This window comes from Rhizobium sp. 05N430, assembly GCF_056396985.1.
Map to the genome: position 1 here is coordinate 39,078 of NZ_JBFTMO010000013.1, position 20,808 is coordinate 59,885.

General features: G+C 62.7%; 26 protein-coding genes. 9 read left to right on the forward strand and 17 right to left on the reverse strand.

All coding sequences use genetic code 11. The features are described from left to right. Nucleotides 1–47 precede the first annotated feature (47 nt). From AC1DJO_RS22590 to AC1DJO_RS22600, 3 genes are all read right to left on the reverse strand, one after another. Complete coding sequence (locus AC1DJO_RS22590; RefSeq protein WP_477972910.1) at nt 48–605, reverse strand: putative glycolipid-binding domain-containing protein; 558 nt, start codon at nt 603–605, stop codon at nt 48–50. A 126-nt stretch (nt 606–731) separates the two neighbouring features. Next, the gene (gene zwf / locus AC1DJO_RS22595) at nt 732–2,228 is read right to left on the reverse strand and encodes a glucose-6-phosphate dehydrogenase (RefSeq protein ID WP_477972912.1); all 1,497 of its coding nucleotides are present in this window, start codon (nt 2,226–2,228) and stop codon (nt 732–734) included. A 98-nt stretch (nt 2,229–2,326) separates the two neighbouring features. After that, a complete protein-coding gene (locus AC1DJO_RS22600; RefSeq protein ID WP_477972914.1) occupies nt 2,327–2,971 on the reverse strand; it encodes an HD domain-containing protein in 645 nt (214 codons plus the stop codon). Between the two features lie 161 nt (nt 2,972–3,132). Here AC1DJO_RS22600 and AC1DJO_RS22605 point away from each other — a divergent pair, with 161 nt between their 5' ends. Continuing rightward, nucleotides 3,133–3,606: a VOC family protein gene (locus AC1DJO_RS22605; RefSeq protein WP_477972916.1), complete on the forward strand. Its 474-nt coding sequence runs from the start codon at nt 3,133–3,135 to the stop codon at nt 3,604–3,606. A gap of 3 nt (nt 3,607–3,609) precedes the next feature. Here the strand turns inward: AC1DJO_RS22605 and AC1DJO_RS22610 are convergent, their stop codons facing one another. From AC1DJO_RS22610 to AC1DJO_RS22630, 5 genes are all read right to left on the reverse strand, one after another. Then, nucleotides 3,610–3,897: a type II toxin-antitoxin system RelE/ParE family toxin gene (locus tag AC1DJO_RS22610; RefSeq protein WP_477972918.1), complete on the reverse strand. Its 288-nt coding sequence runs from the start codon at nt 3,895–3,897 to the stop codon at nt 3,610–3,612. Next, entirely contained in the window at nt 3,894–4,175 is a 282-nt protein-coding gene (locus AC1DJO_RS22615) for a hypothetical protein (RefSeq protein ID WP_477972920.1), read from the reverse strand. The genes AC1DJO_RS22610 and AC1DJO_RS22615 overlap by 4 nt, the downstream gene beginning before the upstream one ends. A 60-nt stretch (nt 4,176–4,235) precedes the next feature. Further along, nucleotides 4,236–5,006 (reverse strand): trans-aconitate 2-methyltransferase, encoded by a 771-nt coding sequence (gene tam, locus AC1DJO_RS22620; RefSeq protein ID WP_477972922.1) that lies wholly within the window; start codon nt 5,004–5,006, stop codon nt 4,236–4,238. A gap of 160 nt (nt 5,007–5,166) precedes the next feature. Then, nucleotides 5,167–5,616, reverse strand: a complete 450-nt coding sequence (locus AC1DJO_RS22625; RefSeq protein ID WP_477972923.1) for a cupin domain-containing protein — start codon at nt 5,614–5,616, stop codon at nt 5,167–5,169. A 36-nt stretch (nt 5,617–5,652) separates the two neighbouring features. Continuing rightward, the gene (locus AC1DJO_RS22630; RefSeq protein ID WP_477972925.1) at nt 5,653–6,279 is read right to left on the reverse strand and encodes a cysteine hydrolase family protein; all 627 of its coding nucleotides are present in this window, start codon (nt 6,277–6,279) and stop codon (nt 5,653–5,655) included. Nucleotides 6,280–6,356: 77 nt separating this feature from the next. Here AC1DJO_RS22630 and AC1DJO_RS22635 point away from each other — a divergent pair, with 77 nt between their 5' ends. Then, a complete protein-coding gene (locus AC1DJO_RS22635; protein ID WP_477972927.1) occupies nt 6,357–7,241 on the forward strand; it encodes a LysR family transcriptional regulator in 885 nt (294 codons plus the stop codon). Here the strand turns inward: AC1DJO_RS22635 and AC1DJO_RS22640 are convergent. Next, complete coding sequence (locus AC1DJO_RS22640; protein WP_477972929.1) at nt 7,238–8,305, reverse strand: patatin-like phospholipase family protein; 1,068 nt, start codon at nt 8,303–8,305, stop codon at nt 7,238–7,240. The genes AC1DJO_RS22635 and AC1DJO_RS22640 overlap by 4 nt on opposite strands. 127 nt (nt 8,306–8,432) lie before the next feature. After that, nucleotides 8,433–9,473 carry a zinc-dependent alcohol dehydrogenase family protein gene (locus tag AC1DJO_RS22645; protein WP_477951218.1) on the reverse strand — a complete coding sequence of 347 codons (1,041 nt, stop codon included), beginning with the start codon at nt 9,471–9,473 and terminating at the stop codon, nt 8,433–8,435. Nucleotides 9,474–9,703: 230 nt separating this feature from the next. Here AC1DJO_RS22645 and AC1DJO_RS22650 point away from each other — a divergent pair, with 230 nt between their 5' ends. Further along, a complete protein-coding gene (locus tag AC1DJO_RS22650) occupies nt 9,704–10,591 on the forward strand; it encodes a branched-chain amino acid aminotransferase (RefSeq protein WP_477972931.1) in 888 nt (295 codons plus the stop codon). A gap of 27 nt (nt 10,592–10,618) precedes the next feature. Here AC1DJO_RS22650 and AC1DJO_RS22655 read toward each other — a convergent pair whose 3' ends face one another. From AC1DJO_RS22655 to AC1DJO_RS22665, 3 genes are all read right to left on the reverse strand, one after another. Then, nucleotides 10,619–11,152, reverse strand: coding sequence for a GNAT family N-acetyltransferase (locus AC1DJO_RS22655; RefSeq protein ID WP_477972933.1), 534 nt, complete (start codon nt 11,150–11,152; stop codon nt 10,619–10,621). A 126-nt stretch (nt 11,153–11,278) separates the two neighbouring features. Beyond that, on the reverse strand, nt 11,279–11,677 hold the full coding sequence (locus tag AC1DJO_RS22660) for a tautomerase family protein (RefSeq protein WP_477972935.1): 399 nt from the start codon (nt 11,675–11,677) through the stop codon (nt 11,279–11,281). A gap of 200 nt (nt 11,678–11,877) precedes the next feature. Next, on the reverse strand, nt 11,878–13,110 hold the full coding sequence (locus tag AC1DJO_RS22665) for an MFS transporter (protein WP_477972937.1): 1,233 nt from the start codon (nt 13,108–13,110) through the stop codon (nt 11,878–11,880). Between the two features lie 172 nt (nt 13,111–13,282). Between AC1DJO_RS22665 and AC1DJO_RS22670 the strand changes: the two genes are divergently transcribed. The 4 genes from AC1DJO_RS22670 to AC1DJO_RS22685 all read left to right on the forward strand — a co-directional run bounded on the left by AC1DJO_RS22670 (nt 13,283) and on the right by AC1DJO_RS22685 (nt 15,246). After that, nucleotides 13,283–13,633 (forward strand): nuclear transport factor 2 family protein, encoded by a 351-nt coding sequence (locus AC1DJO_RS22670; RefSeq protein ID WP_112537277.1) that lies wholly within the window; start codon nt 13,283–13,285, stop codon nt 13,631–13,633. 223 nt (nt 13,634–13,856) lie between these two features. After that, nucleotides 13,857–14,003, forward strand: a complete 147-nt coding sequence (locus tag AC1DJO_RS22675; RefSeq protein ID WP_162698656.1) for a hypothetical protein — start codon at nt 13,857–13,859, stop codon at nt 14,001–14,003. Nucleotides 14,004–14,093: 90 nt separating this feature from the next. Continuing rightward, nucleotides 14,094–14,423 (forward strand): GCG_CRPN prefix-to-repeats domain-containing protein, encoded by a 330-nt coding sequence (locus AC1DJO_RS22680; RefSeq protein ID WP_112389808.1) that lies wholly within the window; start codon nt 14,094–14,096, stop codon nt 14,421–14,423. Between the two features lie 172 nt (nt 14,424–14,595). Then, a complete protein-coding gene (locus tag AC1DJO_RS22685) occupies nt 14,596–15,246 on the forward strand; it encodes a pyridoxamine 5'-phosphate oxidase family protein (RefSeq protein ID WP_477972939.1) in 651 nt (216 codons plus the stop codon). A gap of 34 nt (nt 15,247–15,280) precedes the next feature. On the opposite strand, the gene AC1DJO_RS22690 is transcribed toward AC1DJO_RS22685, so the two are convergent. The 4 genes from AC1DJO_RS22690 to AC1DJO_RS22705 all read right to left on the reverse strand — a co-directional run bounded on the left by AC1DJO_RS22690 (nt 15,281) and on the right by AC1DJO_RS22705 (nt 19,595). Further along, on the reverse strand, nt 15,281–16,090 hold the full coding sequence (locus tag AC1DJO_RS22690; protein WP_477972941.1) for a COG3904 family protein: 810 nt from the start codon (nt 16,088–16,090) through the stop codon (nt 15,281–15,283). Next, complete coding sequence (locus AC1DJO_RS22695) at nt 16,087–17,448, reverse strand: hypothetical protein (protein WP_477972943.1); 1,362 nt, start codon at nt 17,446–17,448, stop codon at nt 16,087–16,089. Before AC1DJO_RS22695 ends, AC1DJO_RS22690 begins: the two co-directional genes overlap by 4 nt. 80 nt (nt 17,449–17,528) lie before the next feature. Next, on the reverse strand, nt 17,529–19,055 hold the full coding sequence (locus tag AC1DJO_RS22700) for a hypothetical protein (protein ID WP_477972945.1): 1,527 nt from the start codon (nt 19,053–19,055) through the stop codon (nt 17,529–17,531). A 210-nt stretch (nt 19,056–19,265) separates the two neighbouring features. Beyond that, the gene (locus tag AC1DJO_RS22705) at nt 19,266–19,595 is read right to left on the reverse strand and encodes a hypothetical protein (RefSeq protein ID WP_112389813.1); all 330 of its coding nucleotides are present in this window, start codon (nt 19,593–19,595) and stop codon (nt 19,266–19,268) included. 212 nt (nt 19,596–19,807) lie between these two features. On the opposite strand from AC1DJO_RS22705, the gene AC1DJO_RS22710 reads away from it, so the two are divergent. Next, nucleotides 19,808–20,410, forward strand: a complete 603-nt coding sequence (locus AC1DJO_RS22710) for a superoxide dismutase (protein WP_112389814.1) — start codon at nt 19,808–19,810, stop codon at nt 20,408–20,410. 199 nt (nt 20,411–20,609) lie between these two features. After that, nucleotides 20,610–20,738: a hypothetical protein gene (locus AC1DJO_RS22715; protein ID WP_310291523.1), complete on the forward strand. Its 129-nt coding sequence runs from the start codon at nt 20,610–20,612 to the stop codon at nt 20,736–20,738. Nucleotides 20,739–20,808 lie beyond the last annotated feature (70 nt).

The window sequence follows — 20,808 nt, forward strand, 5'->3', positions numbered from 1 at the left end:
GTTGTGATTTGAGCCGACAGGTCATCCTCCTTGGGACCAGCCAGCCGTCACCCCGTCACCCTCTCAAACAAGTGCTCATACACCACCACCAGCCCCCGCTCATCCACCCTGAGATCCGCCTCGAACCCGATCGAATTGCCAAGATCGACATAGCGAACCCGCCCCGGCCCCTGCCGGTCGTATCGCTGCCTGGAGCGGTGCACCATCATCGCCGGGCCGTCGATGAAGGCGGTGTCGAGGGTCAGGCTGGCGCCTGAGGTTTCCGGGGTGCGGCGGATCGGGAAGGTGTTGCAGAAGGGGGTGACGGAGAGGTCGGGTTCGTCGGCGCCGTCGAGATCGGGGCGGCGCAGGCCGTCTACCGTCCAGCCGCCGGGCACGCGCTCCAGCGTCAGCCTCCGGTGGTCGCGGCCGTTCCAGCGCTCGACGGCCACCGATTGCGCGCTCCAGCTGGCGTCCAGCCGCCAGTGATGGTCGAGCCGGAAGCCGCCGTCTTCGAGACAGAGGACAGCGGAGGATGCCGTGACGCTTTCGGCGCCGATCGACAGGGTGAGCCGCTCGAAACCTTCGATATCGGTACGGCGCCAGAACAGGACGGATTTTTCCATGCGAGAGCCTCCCTTATGCGCGTGGATGCGCCTTGCGGAGATCGTGCAGAGGGGGCGTCAGCCGAACTCCCGGCCCTGTGGCCGGGCACAACCTAGCATTTTTACGGCCGCCGTTGAACCATCCGGTTATGAAGGCTTCGCCACGGCGCCGATCTGGTGCCAGTGGCGGTTATCGCGCTCGATCAGCTCGTCGGCGCAGGCAGGCCCCATCGTTCCCGGCGCATAGGCTTCCGGCGCGCCCTCCTTGGCCCAGAGGTCGAGGAAGGGCTGGACGGCCGCCCATCCGGCCTCGATGCCGTCGGCGCGCTGGAACAGCGTCTGGTCGCCGATCATCAGGTCGTAGATCAGCGATTCATAGCCGGTCATCTTGCCGATATCGAACTTGTCGGCGTAGCGGAAATCGAGTGAGACGGGCACGGTATCGACCGAAAGGCCGGGGGACTTGATGGAGATTTCCATGCTCATGCCCTCATCCGGCTGCACCTGGATGACAAGCCGGTTCGGCGGCAGGCGGCGCGTCACGTCGGTCTCGCGGAACTGCGCGAAGGGAACCGGCTGGAAGGTGACGACGATCTCGGTATCGCGCGCCGTCATCGCCTTGCCGGTGCGAAGATAGAAGGGCACGCCCGCCCAGCGCCAGGTATCGGCATAGAGTTTCAGCGCCACGAAGGTCTCGGTCTTGCTGTCTGGCGCCACCTGCGGCGTGTCGTGATAGGCGGTGACATCGGCACCGTTGAGCTTGCCCGCGGTATAGACACCGCGCACGCCATGGGTCTTGGCTTCCTCCGGCGTATAGACCCGCAGCGCCTTCAAGACCTTGCTCTTTTCGTTACGGATCGCCTCGGCGTCAAAGCTGTTCGGCGGCTCCATGGCGATCATCGCGAGCAGCTGGAAGAGATGGTTCGGCACCATGTCGCGCAGCGCGCCCGTCGCGTCGTAGAAGGCGCCGCGGCTGCCGACATCGACGATCTCGGCGGCGGTGATCTGCACATTGTCGATATAGCGGTTGTTCCACAGCGCCTCGATCATCATGTTGGCAAAGCGCGCCGTCATCAGGTTCTGCACCGTTTCCTTGCCGAGGAAATGGTCGAGCCGGTAAACCTGGTTTTCCGAGACCTTGGCAAGGATCTGCGCATTCAGCGCCTTCGCCGAGGCAAGGTCGGTGCCGAAGGGCTTTTCGATGGCGATGCGCCGGAAGCTGTTGTCGCCTTCCGTGGTCAGCTTGTTGGCGGCAAGACGCTCGACGATCTCGCCGAAGAAACGCGGCGGCACCGCCAGATAGAAGGCGGCATTGCCACCAAGCCGCTTGCCGATTTCGCCATAGATTTCATCCTTGGTGAAATCGCCCGCCAGATAGGAAATGCGGCCGCGCAGCTTCAGCCAGGCCTCGTCCTTCGACAGCGGCTGGTCGCCGCCGAGGCCGGACAGAAATTCGTCCAGCTTGCCGCGCAGCATCTCGTCATCGCCGGGATCGATGCCGATGCCGAGAATATGGAGATCGTCGCCGACCAGGCGGCTGCGCGTCAGGTTGATGATCGCCGGGATGAGCAGGCGCCGCGTGAGGTCGCCCGTGGCGCCGAAGATCACAAGCGTGGCGGGCGGGGTGGGCACGGCATCGGTCATGGCGGTCTCGCTCCTTGCATATGGCAGCGAATATAAGCGAGGGGGCGCCGGGAGCAAGCGGGACGGCGCGACGCAGAGTGCGCCGGCCGCCTGGCATGTCAGGTGTCCTGCGGCGCCGGCGCCAGGATGCCCTGCTCGACAGCCAGCGTGATCAGCCGGGCGCTGAGTTCGCCCAGCGTATCGGATGCCACGCCGATCGGCTGCATCCGCCGTTCGACGCTTGCGGCCGTCACCCCGGCCGAACCCCAGGTGCCGCCCTCGGTGAAGAAATTGTGCAGCAGCGGCTGCAGCCGGTCCATGGCATTGGCAAAGCGCGACTCCGCTGTGGCCTTCGCCTCGAATTCGTCCCAGAGCGCCCGGAATTCCTTCGCCTGATCATCCGGCAACAGCGCAAAAATACGCTCGGCGGCCTTCAGCTCCCGCTCCGTCTGGCTGGCGGCAAGCACCGTGTCATAAGCAAAGGTATCGCCCGCATCGATCTCGACGATATCGTGGATCAGCAGCATCTTCAGGACGCGCAGAAGCTCGACCTTCTCGCGCGAATGCTCCGAAAGCACCATGGCCATCAGCGCCAGCTGCCAGGTGTGCTCGGCATCGTTCTCGACCCGCGAGCGATCCAGAAGCGGCGTCCTGCGCAGCACCGTCTTCAGCTTCTCGACCTCAAGAATGAAGGCCAGTTGCTCCATCAGACGGCGATTGCCGAGAAAGCCTTCGAGATAATCGGCGGTGATCTGTTGGCGCATGTCAAACTCCTCATGCTGCGAGACGGCAAAGCCAGTAGCCCAGGCCGCCGGTGGCGTAGCATCGAACCCCGGCAAGCGCCATATCGCGATGTCAGGACTGGAGAAATCCGCAGCGCTCCTTATGTCATTCCCGACGGCAACAAGCGGGGAGGAAACGCAACATGGCCAAGAACACCATCTGCCTCTGGTATAACGGCGATGCCGAGGAGGCCGCAGGCTTCTACGCCGCGACCTTTCCCGACAGCGCCGTGACCGCTGTCGTCCGGGCGCCGGGCGATTATCCCGATGGCAAGCAGGGCGATGTGCTGGTGGTCGAATTCACCGTCGCTGGCGTCGCCTGCATCGGCCTCAACGGCGGCCCGGCCTTCCCGCAGAGCGAAGCCTTTTCCTTCCAGATCTCGACCGAAACCCAGGAAGAAACCGACCGCTACTGGAACGCGATCGTCGGTAATGGCGGCAAGGAAAGCGAATGCGGCTGGTGCAAGGACAAGTGGGGCCTCTCCTGGCAGATCACCCCACGCGTGCTGAGCGAGGCTCTGAAAGCCTCTCCCGCCGAAGCCAAGCGCGCCTTCGACGCGATGATGACCATGCGGAAGATCGACATTGCGGCGATCGAGGCCGCGCGGCGGGGGTAGGGGCTATTCGCCAGTCAGAGGCGGCCACTGTCTGGCGGTATGGACCAATGCAAGAATCCACACGCTGTCCCGCGAGACTTCGTAGACGATACGGTAGCTCCGATGAGGAATGAGTTCCCGTGTCCCGCCGACAAGGCCGGGTTTTCCTGAGTGCGGGAAGTCCGCGAGCCGCGCGATCGCCTCGGCGAACCGTTCATCGATGGCGACGGCGGCGTCCATATGTTCGGCCGCAAGATGCTGGAAAATCGTCAGGCGATCGAGTTCCGCCTGCGGCGTCCAAAGGATTTTCATCGCCCGGCTTTTTGAATGGCCTTGCGCATGTCTTCGAAGACGGCGTCAACTTCGGTGGACGGCCTTCCCTGGCCAGCCGTTACGGATTTCCGTGCGGCCTCGACCTTCCTCTTCACGAAATCGCCGTAGCCGGCTTCCTCGCCCTGCTGGTCGACGAAGTCGCGCACCAGCGCCGCGATCAGCTCTTCCGGCTCTCGCCGGGCCGACTTTGCGGCATGCAGAAATGCATCGGAAAGATCCGTATCCAGCTCGAATTGAAATACGTTGCGCTTCGCCATCGACTTCTCCTGCCGGCTGGTTCCGAGTATAGACGAGACCAGCCGCCGGGCAAGCAGCCGTTAGCCCTTCACCGCCACCATGAAAATCCGCGGGAAGCGCAACAGCACCCGGCCATCGGCCATTTTCGGATGGGCCTTTTCGATGCGTTCCAGGTAATCGGCCAGAAACGCCTCGCGGTTATCTTCGCCGGCCTGGGCGAGATAGGGCATCAGTCCGGTGCCCTTCAGCCATTCGACGATCGCAGCCGCATCCGCCATCGGGTGGTTGTAGATCGTGTGCCAGATATCAACGCGAGCAGCCTTGGCCGAAAGCCGGCTGTAATAGGTCGAAGCCGGCGGCAGCGGCTTGCGGCGCACGCTCTTCTTCTCGAAATTAGCCTTCCACGGCCCGGCATGGGCGGTTTCTTCCATTGCCAGATGCGTCGGCTCGGATAGATTGTCGGGCATCTGTACGGCCAGCACGCCGCCCGGCGCCAGGCCGTCCATCAGCCGGTCGAAGATGTCGAGATGGTCGGGCAGCCACTGGAAGACAGCATTGGCAAACAGCAGATCGGTCTCGGCCGAAGGCTGCCAGGTGGACAGATCTGCCTTTTCAAAGTGCGTCTGCGGCAGGCGCTTGCGCGCCGCCTCCAGCATGTTGTCGTCGCTGTCGAGGCCGGAGACGTTGTTCGCACCATAACGATCGACGATCAGTTCGGTGGAATTGCCGGGTCCGCAGCCGAGGTCGATGGCGTTTTTGACGGATGCCAGCGGCACCTGCGCCAGGAGATCGCGCGCCGGGCGCGTCCGTTCATCCTCGAATTTGACGTATTGGCTGGCAGACCATGCCATGGCGGAACCTCCTGCTGATATGTCCTGTGCTCGGAGCGCCGATCAGTGCGCCGCGGGCCATCTCTATCAGCAATCCGGAGCCGCTTATACGCGCGCTGCGATGACAAACCAGTGAACATCAGTCAAAAAAGGCGCCCTTTACCGGCGCCTTTCGAAATGCTCAGGCAGCCCGGATCCGCGTGCTTCCGCTATTGGCTGCAGCGCCCATCCGCTGTGCTGCCACCGGCGAGCCGGAGGCTTCGGCCGGAGCCGCAAGCTGACTTGCCGCATCGCTGTCGATGATCGCCGAAAACGCCGCTGCCGTGGCCCCGTCGTTGCAATAGCCATGCGCCTGGCCGGCCGAAATATGCAGGATGTCGCCTGCAGAAACCACGATCTCCTCGCGGCCCTGATCCGTCATCCGCCAAACCGTCAACCGGCCCTCAATGATGCGCAGCACCTGTTCGCTGCCGATCGTTTGCGCGGTGCCGGAAACACCTGCGGGCAGGCTGACATCGACGATGCTCAGCCATGCGCCCTGCAGGCGCACCGTGCGCTCGATGCGCTCGGCAGCGACGAAAAACACCTTGGAGCCCGTCTGGGCAAAGGTTTTGACACTGGAGTTGGACATTAACGTCCCTTTCATTCTTTTTCTTGCGGCAGCCCGTTAGACCTTCGCAGCCGGTTTGGCAACCTCCGAGATGTCGCGGACAACAGTCGCGAAGCGATCGGCGATCTCTGCCAGCGCTGTGCGCTGAACCGTTTCGGCCGGGATGACGCCGCCCAGCGGATCCGGCAGATCGCGGGTCGCCGTGGCCGATGCGACGACGGTCGCCTGCAGCCCGAGGTCGAGGGCAGCCCGTGCGGTGGCCCCGATGCACATATGCGTCATGAAGCCCACGAGGATCAGTTCCGTTCGGCCGGTATCCGCAGCAATCGCGGCTAGGGTCGCCTGGAGTTCGGTTCCGGCAAAGGCGTTGGGCAGCGTCTTCGAAATGATCGGCTCACCGCCGGCAGGCGTCAGCGCAGGCATGATACCGGCGCCATGCGAACCGGCCGCAAACAGCCAGCTGTCGGCTCCTGACAGGTGGATGACATGGACAACCGGAACGCCGTCAGCGCGGGCCTTGCCAAGCAGGCTCTGGATTTCCTTGGTGGCACCGGCAACCCCTGAAAGCGGCAGGCTGCCGTCTGCATAGTCATTTTGCGCATCGATGATGACGAGAACCGCTTTCGTCCAGTCGGCGGCTTTCGCGGTGACGCCGGAGCGCTGAAGAAGGGTGAAGGGAGCCATGCGTTCATCTCCTGTTTTACAGATGGAGAATGATGTAACGCCTTTCCGTGTGATCGAATATTCGCTAATTACTCGCAATGGCTGAGCAAAAACGCACAGATATCGATTGGGAAGATCTCCGCTTCTTCGCGGCGCTCGCCAGATATCGCAGCCTGTCTGCGGCGGCCCGTGCACTGAAGGTCAACCATGCTACCGTTGCGCGCCGGATATCGGCGCTCGAGTTCAGCCTCGGCGCGCAGCTCTTCGAACGCCGCCCCGATGGATATGTGCTGACGGCGCAGGGGCAATCGATAGCGGCGGAGGCTGCGGCGATGGCGTCGGCCGCCTCTGCGATCCGTGACCGCGTCGTCTCGCCGGAGGGGCCGGGCGGACGCGTGCGGCTGACGACCATCCGTTCGGTTGCCGATCTGCTTCTCGCGCCACATCTCGGCCAGATCCTCGATGGCCTTCCCGGCATCGAGCTCGAAATCCTGACGGATGTCCGTATCCACAGTCTGGCGCATCGCGAGGCCGATATCGCGTTGCGTCTCGGCCGCCCGAAGGACAGCGACCTGACCGGCAAGCGCGTTGCCACCATCACGCACGGCTTCTACGCCAGTGCGGCGATGGCTGCCCGCTGGCGGGCAGGCGAGGCCGTGCCCTTGATTGGCTTCGATCTCGACAGCGAGCAGTTGATCGCCGAGGCGCGTTTTCTCGAAACGCACTATGCGCATCATTCCTATTCTGTGCGCTCCGGCAGCACAATCACACAGGCGGTTGCCGCCGCAAACGGCATGGGCGTCGTCATGCTGCAACGCTTTCAGGCTAGGGAATATCCGTCGCTCGCCGAGATTGATTTCGGCGCTGTCATGCCGGGCCGCGAACTCTGGATGCTGGCGCCATCGGGCCTCATGGGCGTGCCAAGGGTCAGCGCCATCTGGGAGCGTCTGGCCATCCTGTTTGCGGGCCTTGGCGATCTCTAGCGCTTCTTCTCTGCCTTGATCCGCTTCACCACCATATCCAGCACCGCACTGTTGCCGGCAATGAACCGCTCGGCCACCACCTTCAGCTGCTCGATATTCGTCGTGCTGGCATCGTCCAGATCGTCGTTGGCGCCTTGAAGCGCGCCGTCGATGCGGAAATAGGCGAGCGTCTCGGGTTTCGCAAAGCTCATGTCTGTCGAGCCTTCGGTATTCAGCCTGGCGCCCTTGGGGTTCAGCAGCTTGTTCGCCTGATAGGCTGCCGTACTTGCCTGTCCCTGCATCAGCACAGAGATCAGCGGCGTGCCGTTCTGCGGGTTGATCCAGCCGAAGGCACCCCAGTTCTTGGCCTGCTGATAGGGGATCTTGCGGTTCTGCCGCCCGGTGCCGAGCGACAGCACGACGAAGCTGTCATCCGCTGCCTGCCAGAGTTTTCGCGCTTCGACATAGGCTGCCAGCACCGGATCGTTGGCAAACACGCCGCCATCGATCAGCGGGATCTTTCTTTGCGCGTCGCCGGCCGGCTTGCCGAGGTTCTCGACCAGCGCCGGCTCGAAATAGGTGGGTGCGGCAGAGGAGCCGCGCGCCGCTTCCCAGAAACGGAACTTGGCGTTCTCCATATCGCAATTGGTCATGAACACGGCTTCGCGCTGGTGAATGTCATAGCCGGTGATCAGCACCTTCGTCAGTCCGTCGGCAATCAGCGTGTTGTCACCGAGACGGGCCTGGAGCTTCTCCTCCAGCGCCGTCGCATCGTAACGCTCCTCCTGCCATCCGCCGATATTGAGGATGCGGGCGATGATCTTGGAATAGAAGATATCCTGGCCTTCGTCGGCATAGAGCTTGACGAGATCGGCAGGCGTGCAGGCGGCGATCTTCTTGTTCTTGGGGTTCGGGCAGGTCAGCCCGGCGGCGATGATGGCGCCGGTCGAGGTGCCGCCGATCAGGTCGAAGGCCTCGTGCATGGCAAGGTCCTTCAGGCGCTTGGCAAGCTCGGCGATCACAAGTGCAGGAATGAGGCCGCGGATACCGCCGCCATCGATCGATAGAATAAAACGAACCGTCATGTTCCCCTCCGCTCCGAAATCATTCCGGGCGGAAGGGATTATGCTTCATGTATTATAAATTGCAACTCGACTAAATACACCAATAAATAGTTAACGATTGCGCTTCGACTGTGCCGTTGCGGCACGCCTAGAATTGCGTGATCACGCTGATACCGAGCCCCTCAGATCGTTCCATCGCGGCAAGGGCGGGCACGGCATCGGCCAGGCTGATCCGCTTGCCGATCAGCTTCTGCGGTGCGATCTTGCCGGCCGAAAGCATCGCCAGCATCGCGTCGTACCGCCAGGCCTGCATGCCGTGGCTGCCGTAGATCTCCAGCTCGTGGCCGATCACCTGCGCCATCGGGATTTGAGGCGTCGAATGGTCGCCGAGCATCAGGCCGATCTGCACATGCCGCCCGCGCCGCCGAAGGTTCTTGATTGAGTTGAAGCAGGTGACAGGATGGCCAAGCGCATCGATGGAGACATGCGCGCCGCCTTTTGTGATCTCGCGCACCGCCTCGGGCACGTCGCCCACCGTGGCCGCATTGACCGTCGCCACCGCGCCGCATTCGCGCGCAAAGGCGAGCTTCTCGTCCGAGATATCGATAGCGATCGGATTGGCGCCGAGGGCCGCCGCGATCATGATGGCCGAAAGGCCGACGCCGCCGCAGCCGTGGATGGCGATCCACTCGCCGGGTCCGGTGCGGGCCTGATCGGCCACGGCGCGGAAGGAGGTGGCGAAGCGGCAGCCGAGGCTGGCGGCCGTCGCATCGTCGATCGTTTCAGGCAGATGCACGAGGTTGGTCTCGGCATAGTCGATCGCCACATATTCGGCGAACGAGCCCCAATGGGTAAAGCCCGGCTGGAACTGGTTGGGGCAGACCTGCTGGTTGCCGGAATGGCACTCGCCGCAATGGCCGCAGCCCGAGACGAAGGGCACGGTCACCCGGTCGCCGACCTTGAAACGCATCACGCCCTTGCCTGTGGCGACGATCTTGCCAGCCAGTTCGTGTCCCGGCACATGCGGCAGGCGGATATCGGGGTCGTGCCCCATCCACCCATGCCAGTCGCTGCGGCAAAGCCCGGTGGCGCCGACGGCGATGACGACGCCGTCTTCCGAGGGCGAGGGATCGGCCACGGTGCGGATCTCCGGCAGCTTGCCGAAGGCGTCGTAATACATGGCTTTCATGGTGCTCTCCCGCGTTCGAATCCGGCCCTATGATGGCACGGCGCGCGCCTCGCTTTCCATCATTTTTGCTGATCGATCCATCGCATCGGCGTGAAGGGCGAAGACGGATTGTTGCGGCGGGGAAAGCGCACGCGCCATTTTCTTGCGTCCGGTTTTTGAGCGATAGTTTCTCCTTGACCCCGCCAGTTTGGAAGGATTTTGCTTCTGCAACTTGTTTGAGGAGAAGAAAAATGGCCGTCAACACAGCGCCCCGTTCCACCACCTGGACCTATGTCGATGGCGAGTGGCTGACCGGAAATCCGCCGCTGATCGGCCCGACCTCGCATGCCATGTGGCTCGGCTCCACCGTCTTCGACGGCGCCCGCTGGTTTGATGGCATCGCGCCCGATCTCGACCAGCACTGCCAGCGCATCAACCGCTCGGCCGTCAACATGGGCCTCAAGCCGACCAAGACGCCCGAGGAAATCGAGGCGCTCGCCTGGGAAGGCATCAAGAAGTTCGACGGCAAGACGCCGATCTATATCAAGCCGATGTACTGGGCCGAGCACGGCGCGCCCTTCAGCGTCGTCACCGCCGATCCCGAATCGACCCGTTTCGTGCTCTGCCTCTTCGAAGCGCCGATGGGCGGCCATGGCGGCTCGTCGATCACCGTCTCGCCCTTCCGCCGCCCGACGCCGGAGACGGCGATGACCGAGGCCAAGGCTGGCTCGCTCTACCCGAATTCCGGCCGCGCCATCGCCGAAGCCCGCTCGCGCGGCTTCGACAACGCGCTGATGCGCGACACAAACGGCAATGTCGTCGAGACGGCTTCCTCGAACGTCTTCATGGTCAAGGATGGCGTGGTCTTCACCCCGGTCGCTAACCGCACCTTCCTCGCCGGCATCACCCGCGCCCGCGTCATCGGCCTGCTCCGCCAGGCGGGTTTCGACGTCCGCGAGGCAACGCTCTCGGTCGAAGACTTCATGAATGCCGACGAGATATTCACCTCGGGCAACTACTCGAAGGTCGTCGGTGTCGTCAGGCTCGATGGCCGCGATTTCCAGGAAGGCCCGGTCACGCGCAAGGCGCTGGAGCTGTATATGAACTGGGCCTATGGGCGGACGGCGAGCGGGGAGTAAGCCCGCTCCACCCTCAACGGCGCTCTGTCACACCGTCAGCATCCGTGCACGCTCGTCCTGCGTGATTCCATAATCCTTGCAGGGCAGGCCGTCCGACACCTCGTCGCTCAGAAACGTCATCCCGAGTTTTTCGGCCACCTTGATCGATGCATCGTTGCCCGCAAAGATGTTAGCGACGATGCGTGGCAGATTCAGCGTTTCGAAGCCATGGTCGAGCACGGGGCGGGCGGCCTCCGTCGCGTAGCCCTGGCCCCAGGCGTGGCGGTTCAGCCGCCAGCCGATTTCGATGTCGGGGCCGATCGTGTCGTAGGGGATCAGCATCACCCAGCCGAGAAACTGCTTGGGCGCGGTCTTGGCAAAGATCGACCAGTAGCCGAGGCCTTCGCCGAAATCGCTTTCCATGCGGTTGATGACGAAGCGCCGGTGCGCCTCCGGATCGGCCCAGGGGCCGGGAATATAGCGCGTCACCTCGGGGTCGCGGTCCATCGCCATACAGTCATCGAGATCGGCCAGCGTCCGCGGACGCAAAATGAGACGGTCGGTGACGAATATCTGCTGCAAGCGCTTCTCCCTGTCGCTCGGTACTCTCACGTAAACGCAATCATAGCGGCAGAAGTTGCGAGGGCTAGGGCCAATCGACACTCACGATCGGCGATAGTCTTAATTGGGTTGTTGCGAGGCGCGCTACTAGTGAGCATCGAAAGCAATGGGTGGCGCGAACAGTCCCCCGCCAAACGACCCCCTCGTCCGGTCGGTCTCGACGAAGAACACCATGACATCGTTGGCATCGACGCCTGCTTCCGCGAGTTTCTCAACCAAGTCCCCCACCAGCTTCTTTTTTCTGGAGATCTGCGTTCCCGTCGACAGGAGAACCTCGATCAACAGCAGCTGATTGGTGCGTGGTTTGGGCAGATCTGGATAATGTGGATCGACTCTCAAATCACCAGGGTCGAGAGCAAGAAAGCGCTGAAAGAAATCGTCTTCCGGATACCCGGCGGCGATGGACGCGGCATGGATGGCTCTGGAAAGCCGATCTTTCTCATGGGCTGACCGGCTTGATTTCATTGTGACGGTGAAAATAGGCATTGGAGCTATTCCTCGATATCTGGCGCGCTTCAACGAGCTGTCTGTCAAATATCGGCGAACGTGACCGGTCAGAAAACCAGCAAATATCGAAGCGTCAGTTCCATGATTCGGGATGGTTTGGTCAGGGGGGGCGATCCCGGCGAGGGAAATTCCGGATCAAGAAATACACGCCAAAAGCGAGGGCAGCACACCTTTTGCTTCTAGTGCAGCTCTTGGTCTTTTGGCTTTACAATCCACGTGAAGACCGCACCAGCGGCAAGCAGGACACAGGTTCCCAGGAACACCGAAGGCATGCCGATATGGCCGCCGACGAAACCGCCGAGCACCGGCCCGGCCACCTGGCCGACATATTGCGATGAGACCGAGAGGCCGAGAATGCTGCCTGCCGCGCTGTCGGGCACGCTGTGGCGGATCACCGCCGAGATGCAGGGTAGCAGCCCGCCGAGCGCGATCCCCATCAGGAATCGCAGGATGATCAGCTGCCAGGCGCTGGTGACGAATGCCTGCGGGATCAGCAGAACCGCGGCCACCGCCAGCGCGCCTGCAATCACAGGCCAGTGGCCGATGCGGTCGGCAAGCTTTCCGAGCCGCGAGGCAGAGAGAATGCTGCCGAGCGCCGCTGCCGACATGACCACACCGGCGATCATCGTCACGCTTGCCTGATCCGTGACGACATCGGCGACATAGACGGTGATGATCGGCTCGATCGACATGTTGGCGAGCATCAGCAGCATGCCGGTCAAAAGCATGGCGATGACAGGCCCCTTGTCCGGGATCGAGCGCCAGCCGCCGCTGGCCTTGGCGGCCTGCTTTCGGGCGGGAGACTTTTCCTCCTTGATCAGAAAAGCGGTGCCGAGGAACGCCAGGAAGATGAAGGCGCCAGCGGCCAGAAACGTGCCGCGGATGCCGATCAGCGGCGGCAGCGCCCCGCCGATCAGTGGGCCGACGAGATTGCCGGCCATGATGCCGGATGACAGCATGCCGAGCGCCCAGGCCGAACGGTCCTTCGGCGTCTGCGTCGCCACCAGCACCATCGAACCGGAGGAATAGCCGCCGGCCAGGCCGACGAACAGCCTGAGCGCCACCAGCTGCCAGACGTCTCCCGCCATGCCCATCAGCGAAATGGCGATCGTCATGCCAAGGCTGGCGCGCACCAGCATCAGCTTGCGCCCATAGATATCGCCGAGCCTGCCCCACAGCGGCGCCACGAAAGCGGCGGCAAAGAAGGTCGCGCCATAGGCAATACCCGACCATTGGACGATCGCCGCATGATCGCGGACGCCAAGCTCCTCGACATAGAGCGGCAGGAAGGGAAGCAGCAGCGTCATCGCCACGATCGTCGTGAACGAGCCGATCAGCGAGACGGCGAGGTTGCGTTTCCAGTAAACGGACCCGGCCGCGGCGTCGGCTGCGTTCATCGGGGTGTCGGCCATATCAGGGGTTCTCTATGCGTCTTCGGGAGCCTTGGGGAGCGGGCAGCCTACGCCTGGCTTATCCCGGTGCCAAGGACGGATAGCGCCCGAACCGTCGGCTCATTTGCGGCTTTCAGTGGTTTCCGGTATGACTGATTGCAAATCGCAATCGGAAAAGAGGAGGAGGTTTGCGATGAGTGTGACGGACGATCGAGAGCAGATGATCCGCGCCCTGTTCGCCGCCTATCTCGAAGGCCGCAAGGATATCGTCAGCGCAATGCTGTCGGATGATTTCACCTTTTCCAGCCCGCGAGACGACCACATCGGCCGTGAGGCCTATTTCGACCGCTGCTGGCCAGAGCCGCCACCCTTCCGCAGTATCGAGATCGAGTACCTCACCATCTCCGGCGACGAAGCCGCCATCCGCTATCGCGCCGTCAAAAACGACGGCTCCGCCTTCCGCAACATGGAAAGCTTCCGCTTCAAGGGCGGGAAGATCGTCTCGGTCGATGTTTATTTCGGGCGTGAGGCCAATGATCGATGACGACGAATGCTGCGATCGCCGGCCGCTTTTCAGATCTTGCCTGGGGACAATTCACGGCGGCCAGGACCGGTTCCGAAAGCGCCAGGGCCGCCGTGCCATCCTCATCCTGTCCATTAACGGGAAAAATACGTGGGTTTAACCATGTTGCTTAGCCTTTGATTCATCCTCCCAGAGCAGTTTGCGGCCGGGGTGGCTGGGAACCAACCTCGAAGGATCGGAAGCTATGACCTATGCACTTGTGCTCTTCTCGGCCGTGACGGCGATCGTGGTGTCGATTTCGGCGATCGGCACGGCGCCGGCGCCAAACAGCAAGTGGCCGGAAATCCACCCGGAAAAGACCTCCAGACTGGTGCAGGCGCACCGGCCCTGATCCGCCACATTTTGCATGAACGGCGGGTTCATCGCCGGTTCAGGGCAGGGGGCTAAATCTCTCGCCTGGCTGGATTTTTGGAGAACCGCGATGAAGATCATCACGCTGGCAGCAGCGCTCGTTATCGGAGGCCTTTCGGCACTGTCAGCCGAAGCGATGCCGGTTGCGCCGCTTGCCGTGGACAACGCCGCCGCATCCGATGTGACCAAGGTGGATTACGCCTGCGGCCGCGGCTGGCACATGACCCGCTGGGGCGAATGCCGCCGCAACGACTATCGCCGCTATGCACCGCCGGTCCGCTACTGGCACCGTCCTCCGCCACCGCGCTGGGGCTGGGGCGGCGGCTGGGAACGCCCGCGTCCCTATTACCGCGACCGTGATCGCGGCTGGGATGGCGGCGGCCGTTACGACCGCTACTGAGCGATAGTAAAGCGAATAGCAAACCGGGGCAGAGGCCCCGGTTTTTTGTTTTCGTAGCTCAGCGACGCTTCGGCGATTGATCTCTGTTGATGACAACCGGCGTTTGGTGTATCTCATGAATGAGGTACGTACATCATTTCGGGCATCAACTGGAACGTGGGGAGGCAGGACAGTGGAAGCATTCAATCCAAAGCCGGAATTTGCCATCAGAGACGAGGAGGCACTTCGGGGCCTGTTCGAGCCGACCCATGCTCTCGCCATACAGAAGTGCCAGAACACGCTGGGCAGGCACGCGCAGGAATTTATCCGCCGCTCGCCGTTCCTCTGCATCGGCACACAGAGTTCGAATGGCAGCGCCGATGTCAGCCCGCGCGGCGACCCTGCCGGTTTCGTCAAGATCCTGGATGAGCGCACCTTGGCGATACCGGACCGTCCGGGCAACAATCGCCTCGATACGCTGGTCAACATTCTGGCCAATCCAAATGTCGGATTGCTGTTCATCATCCCGGGGTTTGACGACACTTTGCGGGTGAACGGGACTGCCACTCTGGCGCGGGACCCCGGCCTGCTCGAGAGCATGCGCGTCAACGATCGTGCGCCGAAACTCGCAATCGTGGTCACCGTCAGCGAAGCCTTCATGCATTGCGCAAAGGCGTTCCGGCGATCCCATCTGTGGAACCCTGAAAACTTCCAGGACCGCAGCGGAATGCCGTCGCTGGTGAAGATCATTCTGGACGAAACGACCGGGGCTCCTGCCGACGCATCGGCAATGCGCAAGATCGATGACGATCTCGAAGCCGACTACAAGAGGACGCTCTACTAGCGCCGGGATATTCCGGCGGGCCGCGGCCTCGACGTCACTTCACCTTCGCGGCCGCCGCGCTGACCTTTTCAGGTGTTGTCACCAGCGCGAATTCCTTCATCTCGGCGGGCTTCAGGTAATAGAGCCGGTCCGGCGGGGTTTCCATCGCGTGGATCCAGAGGCCGGGCTTGATGCCCATGGCGTCGAGATGGCGGGTGACATCGGCGGTGGTGCGCTGTGCATCCGACATGGCGCGCTCGGGCGACAGCTTTTCTTTCGTGCCGTTGAAGACCTGATGCACGCCGATCACCGCGCCGTCATCGGCGCTGCGGCTGACGCCACCGGAAAGAATGATCGGGCAGGAAGAGGCGCAGAGCGCGCCTTTCGCCACCGTGGTGCCGATCTTCCTTTCCCGGATCAGTTTCGACATGGCGAGCGCATCGCCGACCGCGCCGCCTGGCGAATCCAGCGATACCGTCTTCACATATTCGCCGCGCGCCTCGATCTCCTTCTGGAAACGGCCGGCGGCGCCGTATTCGATCGCGCCGCGCGCCAGCAGAATGCCGCCTGGTTGAAGCTCGAATGTCATCGGCTGCTTCAGCAGCTCGGCGCTGGTGGTGATCTCGGCAGGCGGGTTTTCAGGCTCGCCATCGGTCAGCGCTGGCGGCAGAACGGGCATGCTGTCGGGCGTGGCCGGATCGAAGACCGGCAGCTTGGCATTGGCGATGCTGAGATCGCGGAAATCGATCACCAGAAAGGCGACGGCGGCGGCGATCAGCGCATGCAGCACCAGCCGCGGCAGCGTCGAGTCATCGACTTGCAGCAATCGTCGCTTCAGATGCTCGCCTGCCGCTTCGATCTTCATGTCTGCGGTCCCTTGCGCGGCGGCTTACCGGGCAAATCGAGGCTGGTGACGTTGGAGGGTTCGGGCTCATGTTCCCCGGCGGCCTGCACCTCGGACGCCGCTTCGGCATGCCCATCCGCCTTCGCCGCGGCCTTGGCGTCCGCCCGGGCAACGACCGCCTCGATATCGATGCCGCGCGCCTGCAGTGCCCGCTGCACCTCAATTGCCTCAAGAAGCTCGGCGGCGGTGATCCGCTCGGCGAAAGGCATGCTCTGCTCCTGCCGCCGCAGGGCACCGTGGGCGACCGACAGCATCAGCACCAGCACGCCGGGCAGAAGGTCGATCGAGATTGCGCCCGCCCAACTGGGGATGAAGTCCGAGGCGTAGCGCAGCACCGCCTCGGCCGAAGACAGCGGCACGAAGCGCCGCTCGCCAACAGGTTCGCGCGCCAGAATCTGGTCGGCTGCCTGCGACAGCACTTTCGATTGCGCCGCGACCGAGGAGCGGATCGTCTCCATCACCTGGTCCTGCCGGTTGGCGAGATCGACCTCGCGGCCATCGGCGACAGGGGCGATGAAGCCGAGCGACAGATCTTCGGCGGCACGCTTGACTGATGGCGCGATCGAGGTCTGCTCCAGGGAGGTGATGACGCCGGTCAGCGTCACGACCTCGGCTGCGAACTGGTCGGCGCGCTGGTCGATGGCACCCGGCGCCGAAACCAGCGTGCGCATCGTTTCCAGATGCTTGCGCCCGTCATCGAAAAGGGTGGTGACGCGTTCACGCGAGGCATTGATGTTGTTCTGCAGCTCGGTCAGCTGCGAGGCCATCTGCGACAGCAGCTGTACGACGCTGCCCGCACCCGTGGTGCCGGTCAGCGCGCCGGTCTCGCGCTCCTGGTCGGCAAGCCGCTGGAAGCGTTCCTGCGTGCGCTGGATATCGGGTAGCAGGCTTTGTGCTGCCAGCGCATTCTGGTGCGCCCGGTCGAGATCGCCGGTGTAGTCCTCCAGCGTTTCGGCCAGATGCTGTTCGAGCGCTGCCGAGCCTGCAAGCGCCGCCGCGTTCAGCCAGCTCGCCATGGCGATGATCATCGCGCAGCCGAGCGCCATGATGCAGAGCAGGGCGGTGCGCGCCGCCACCGTCGTCACATGTGGGTAGAAGCGGGCGAGATAGGTCCAGAAGGCATAGATCGCCACCGAAACCGCCGCCGAATAGATCAGCGCCGCAAAGAAGGTGGAGGTCGGCGAGCCGTCGAGCAGGCTTCGCACGCCGAGATAGGTATAGACGCCGGATGCGAGCGCCAGGACCGCCAGCGCAAAGCGCGTCATCGTTTCCACGGCTTCGATGCCGTCGTGCAGGCGGTGAGATGCGCCAAGCGCCATGATATTCCTCCGGCTGGTATCCTCTTAAGAAACCCTTAAAATCCCGGCGAAAACAAGGCCTTCAAAATGAGCGTACAGCCTTACTCCGCAGGCGGTACGCGCATCGGCTCGCCGGTCGTATCGCGCTCGCCGCCAAACCCGTCGGCAGAGCCGCGCAGCGACTTCTCCGAAATGTCGATCAGCGGCGAGAAGGTGGCTGCCGGCATGCGCACATCCTCGGGCTCGTCGAACGCAGCAGGCGAAGACCTGTCGCCGCGGGCGACCTCCAGCTGGCCGTTCAGGATGGCGCGTTCGGCACGAAGCTGGCGGATCTCGGATTTGGCGATCTCCAGGCTAGTGCGCAGCTGGCCGATTTCGTGGCGGTCGCTGTCCATGCGGGTGTCGAGATCGCGCCGCATGGCGTCGGCTTCCCGGTCGCGGCGCGTGCGCAGGCTTTCCGCCTCGCGCAGTTTCACCGTCAGTTCGTTATTATAGGCGGAAAGCTCGCGGCGGGCGGTCTCGCTCTCGGTGCCGCTCATGCGGGCGCGGCGCAGCTCTTCCTCGACGCGCTCGGCGCGCGAGATGGTGGCCGCGAGCTCGGATTTCAGCCGCTTCATCTCGCCGCGTGCCGATTGCAGCTCCTCGTCGGTCATCTTGTTGCGGCCATTGGCGGTGATCAAAAGCTTCTCGACCAGCTCGGCCTTGGAGCTGACGGCGTCGCTCTTGGTCGTCAGGTGGGCAATCTCGAGCGCCGAAGAGGTGGTGACCGTATGCAGCTCGACCTCGGCGCGCTTGTGGCGCTCCTCGACCAGCGACAATTCCTGCTTCAGGCTGGCGACGGCCGTCTGCAGGTTGGAAACCAGGGCTTCCTGCGCCATCAGATTGCTCTTCAGGTGACCGCGCTCTTCCGTCAGCCGGGCGATGTCGCGGGCCTGCACGGCGCTTTCGCGGCGCGACGTTTCGGTCAGCAACTGGTGTGCCGTCGTTTCCAGATCGAGCTTTTCACGCGTGGCGGACAGTTCGCGGCTGCGGCTGTCGAGCTCCTGCTGCGCGCGCTTCAGAAGCATCGAGGCTTCGTCGAACTGCATGATCCGTCCGGCAAGCTCGCGCTCGGCGTCGAGCAGCCGCGTCTCGATGATCGAAAATTCCTCGCAGGTGATGCCATGCACGTTCTGCAGCTTGGTCAGCTCTTCGCGCACCGCTTCGATCTCGATGCGGAACTGGCCGTTTGCGGTGCGGATGTCCTTGTTCTCGGCGGCAAGCCGCGCATTGTCCTCGTCGGCCTTGCGTCTCGCGCCGCTCTCGTAGTCGAGCAGCGAGCTTATGCGGGCACATTCGGCCTGCAGCCGTCCGGTCTCGGAAAGCGAATGGTCATGGGCGCCGAGAAGTGTGGTCACGCGGTCCTGCAATGCGGAAAGCCCGGCTATCAGCTCCTTGGAATTGCGCTGGTTTTCCTCAAGCACAGATCCGAAGGCCTGGAACTCGTTGATCTCGGGCATCTGGTAGGACTGCGGCGCCGTTGCCTGGGACGTCATCGGCTGTTCGGTGATGGAGGCCGGCCGGTAGGCCTGGCTGTTCGTGCGGATATCCGTCTTGCCCGGCTCGTCGCCCCGGCGGAAAAAACTCATGACCATCACTCGCGCCCCAAAAGATCGATGTCAAAATGCAGTTTCGAATTATCAATTCACGCTAATTAAGTTCGTCCTATCAAAGGTTGTTCTAACGATCTTTGCCCGGATAACTTGTGGCGCATCTAGGACCGCAAACCCGCCGCCTGTCAAAGCACCGTTCGATGAAATCAACAGTTTTTTAAGATTTGGACGGGCAGCGAGCGCTGCTTATTCTTCCGGCAGCAGGTTCAGCTTGTCGGTCTGCAGCTCGCTGCCGATCTCGGCGGCCTTCGACTGCTTGTCATAGACGCAGATATGGGTGACGAAGCCGTTGGCGCCCTTCGGCCGGCCGGTCACCAGCGCCAGTCCGTAATGTTCGCTGCCGAAGGGATCGACGACGGCGCGTGCCTCGTCGATCGAGACGGTGGCGGCCGCCTTGCACTTGGCTTCGACATCGGCGGCAAAATCCTTCCAGGCGTCGTCGGAGGAGGCGAGAGCGCTGCCGGCGCACAGCGGCAGCAAAAGGGAGACGGAAAGGCGGATTTTATTCCTCTGCATCAGGGGCCTCGTTCGGTTCGCTGTGGCGTATCGTTCGGGTTTGGCTGTGCATCATCGGTGATTTTACCCCTCAAAGCCAAGCCCGCAATCAAGGCAATTTTTCCTCTGAGGCTGCCTTTTTTGATGTTTCCGCCGTTGCCACTGGCAGGTTCCGCTCCTATGTTCCGCCTCACCTGCCGATCACGCAACCCATTGCCAAGAGGAGACTTACCATGGCTTTTGAATTGCCCGCACTCCCGTACGACTACGAAGCGCTTTCGCCTTTCATGTCGAAGGAAACGCTGGAGTACCACCACGACAAGCACCACAAGGCTTATGTCGACAACGGCAACAAGCTCGCGGCTGAAGCAGGTCTGGCCGATCTCTCGCTCGAAGAAATCGTTAAGAAGTCTTTCGGCACCAATGCCGGCCTCTTCAACAATGCTGCCCAGCATTACAACCACGTCCATTTCTGGAAGTGGATGAAGAAGGGCGGCGGCGGCAACAAGCTGCCGGGCAAGCTCGAAGCGGCCTTCAACTCCGATCTCGGCGGCTACGACAAGTTCAAGGCCGATTTCGCCAATGCGGGCGCCACGCAGTTCGGCTCCGGCTGGGCCTGGGTTTCCGTCAAGAACGGCAAGCTCGAAATCTCCAAGACCCCGAACGGCGAAAACCCGCTCGTCCACGGCGCCACCCCGATCCTCGGCGTCGACGTCTGGGAACACTCCTATTACATCGACTACCGTAACGCCCGCCCGAAGTATCTCGAAGCCTTCGTCGACAGCCTGATCAACTGGGACTACGTCCTGGAGCGCTACGAAGAAGCCACGAAGTAATCGGTTCGAAGCGAACGGATTTGAAGGCACCCGGTGCGAAAGCGCCGGGTGTTTTTGTTTGCGCAGGGTGCGCCCGCCACGGAGTAATGTCAGCGCTCCGGACAGGATTTTCTGTTTCCGCGCCCGCGAACATGCTGGAGCCGCTTGCAATTTTCCGCGAATAGGCTGCTAGCTAGGGTTTCAACAGGAGGAGCAAATTATGGCCAAGGGTCAGGTTCGCAGCAACAAAGAGACACGCAAGCCGAAGAAGGACAAAGTGGCAGCCAAGGCCCCTCCCGCTCTCGGCTCGCAGGTGAAGTCGAGCGAAAGCGACGTCAAGAAGAAGTAATTGGCGCAGAGTGACGCCAATCATCATCGCTGCCGTCGCTGACGGCGGCGGTGATCGCGTGTGCCAAGCC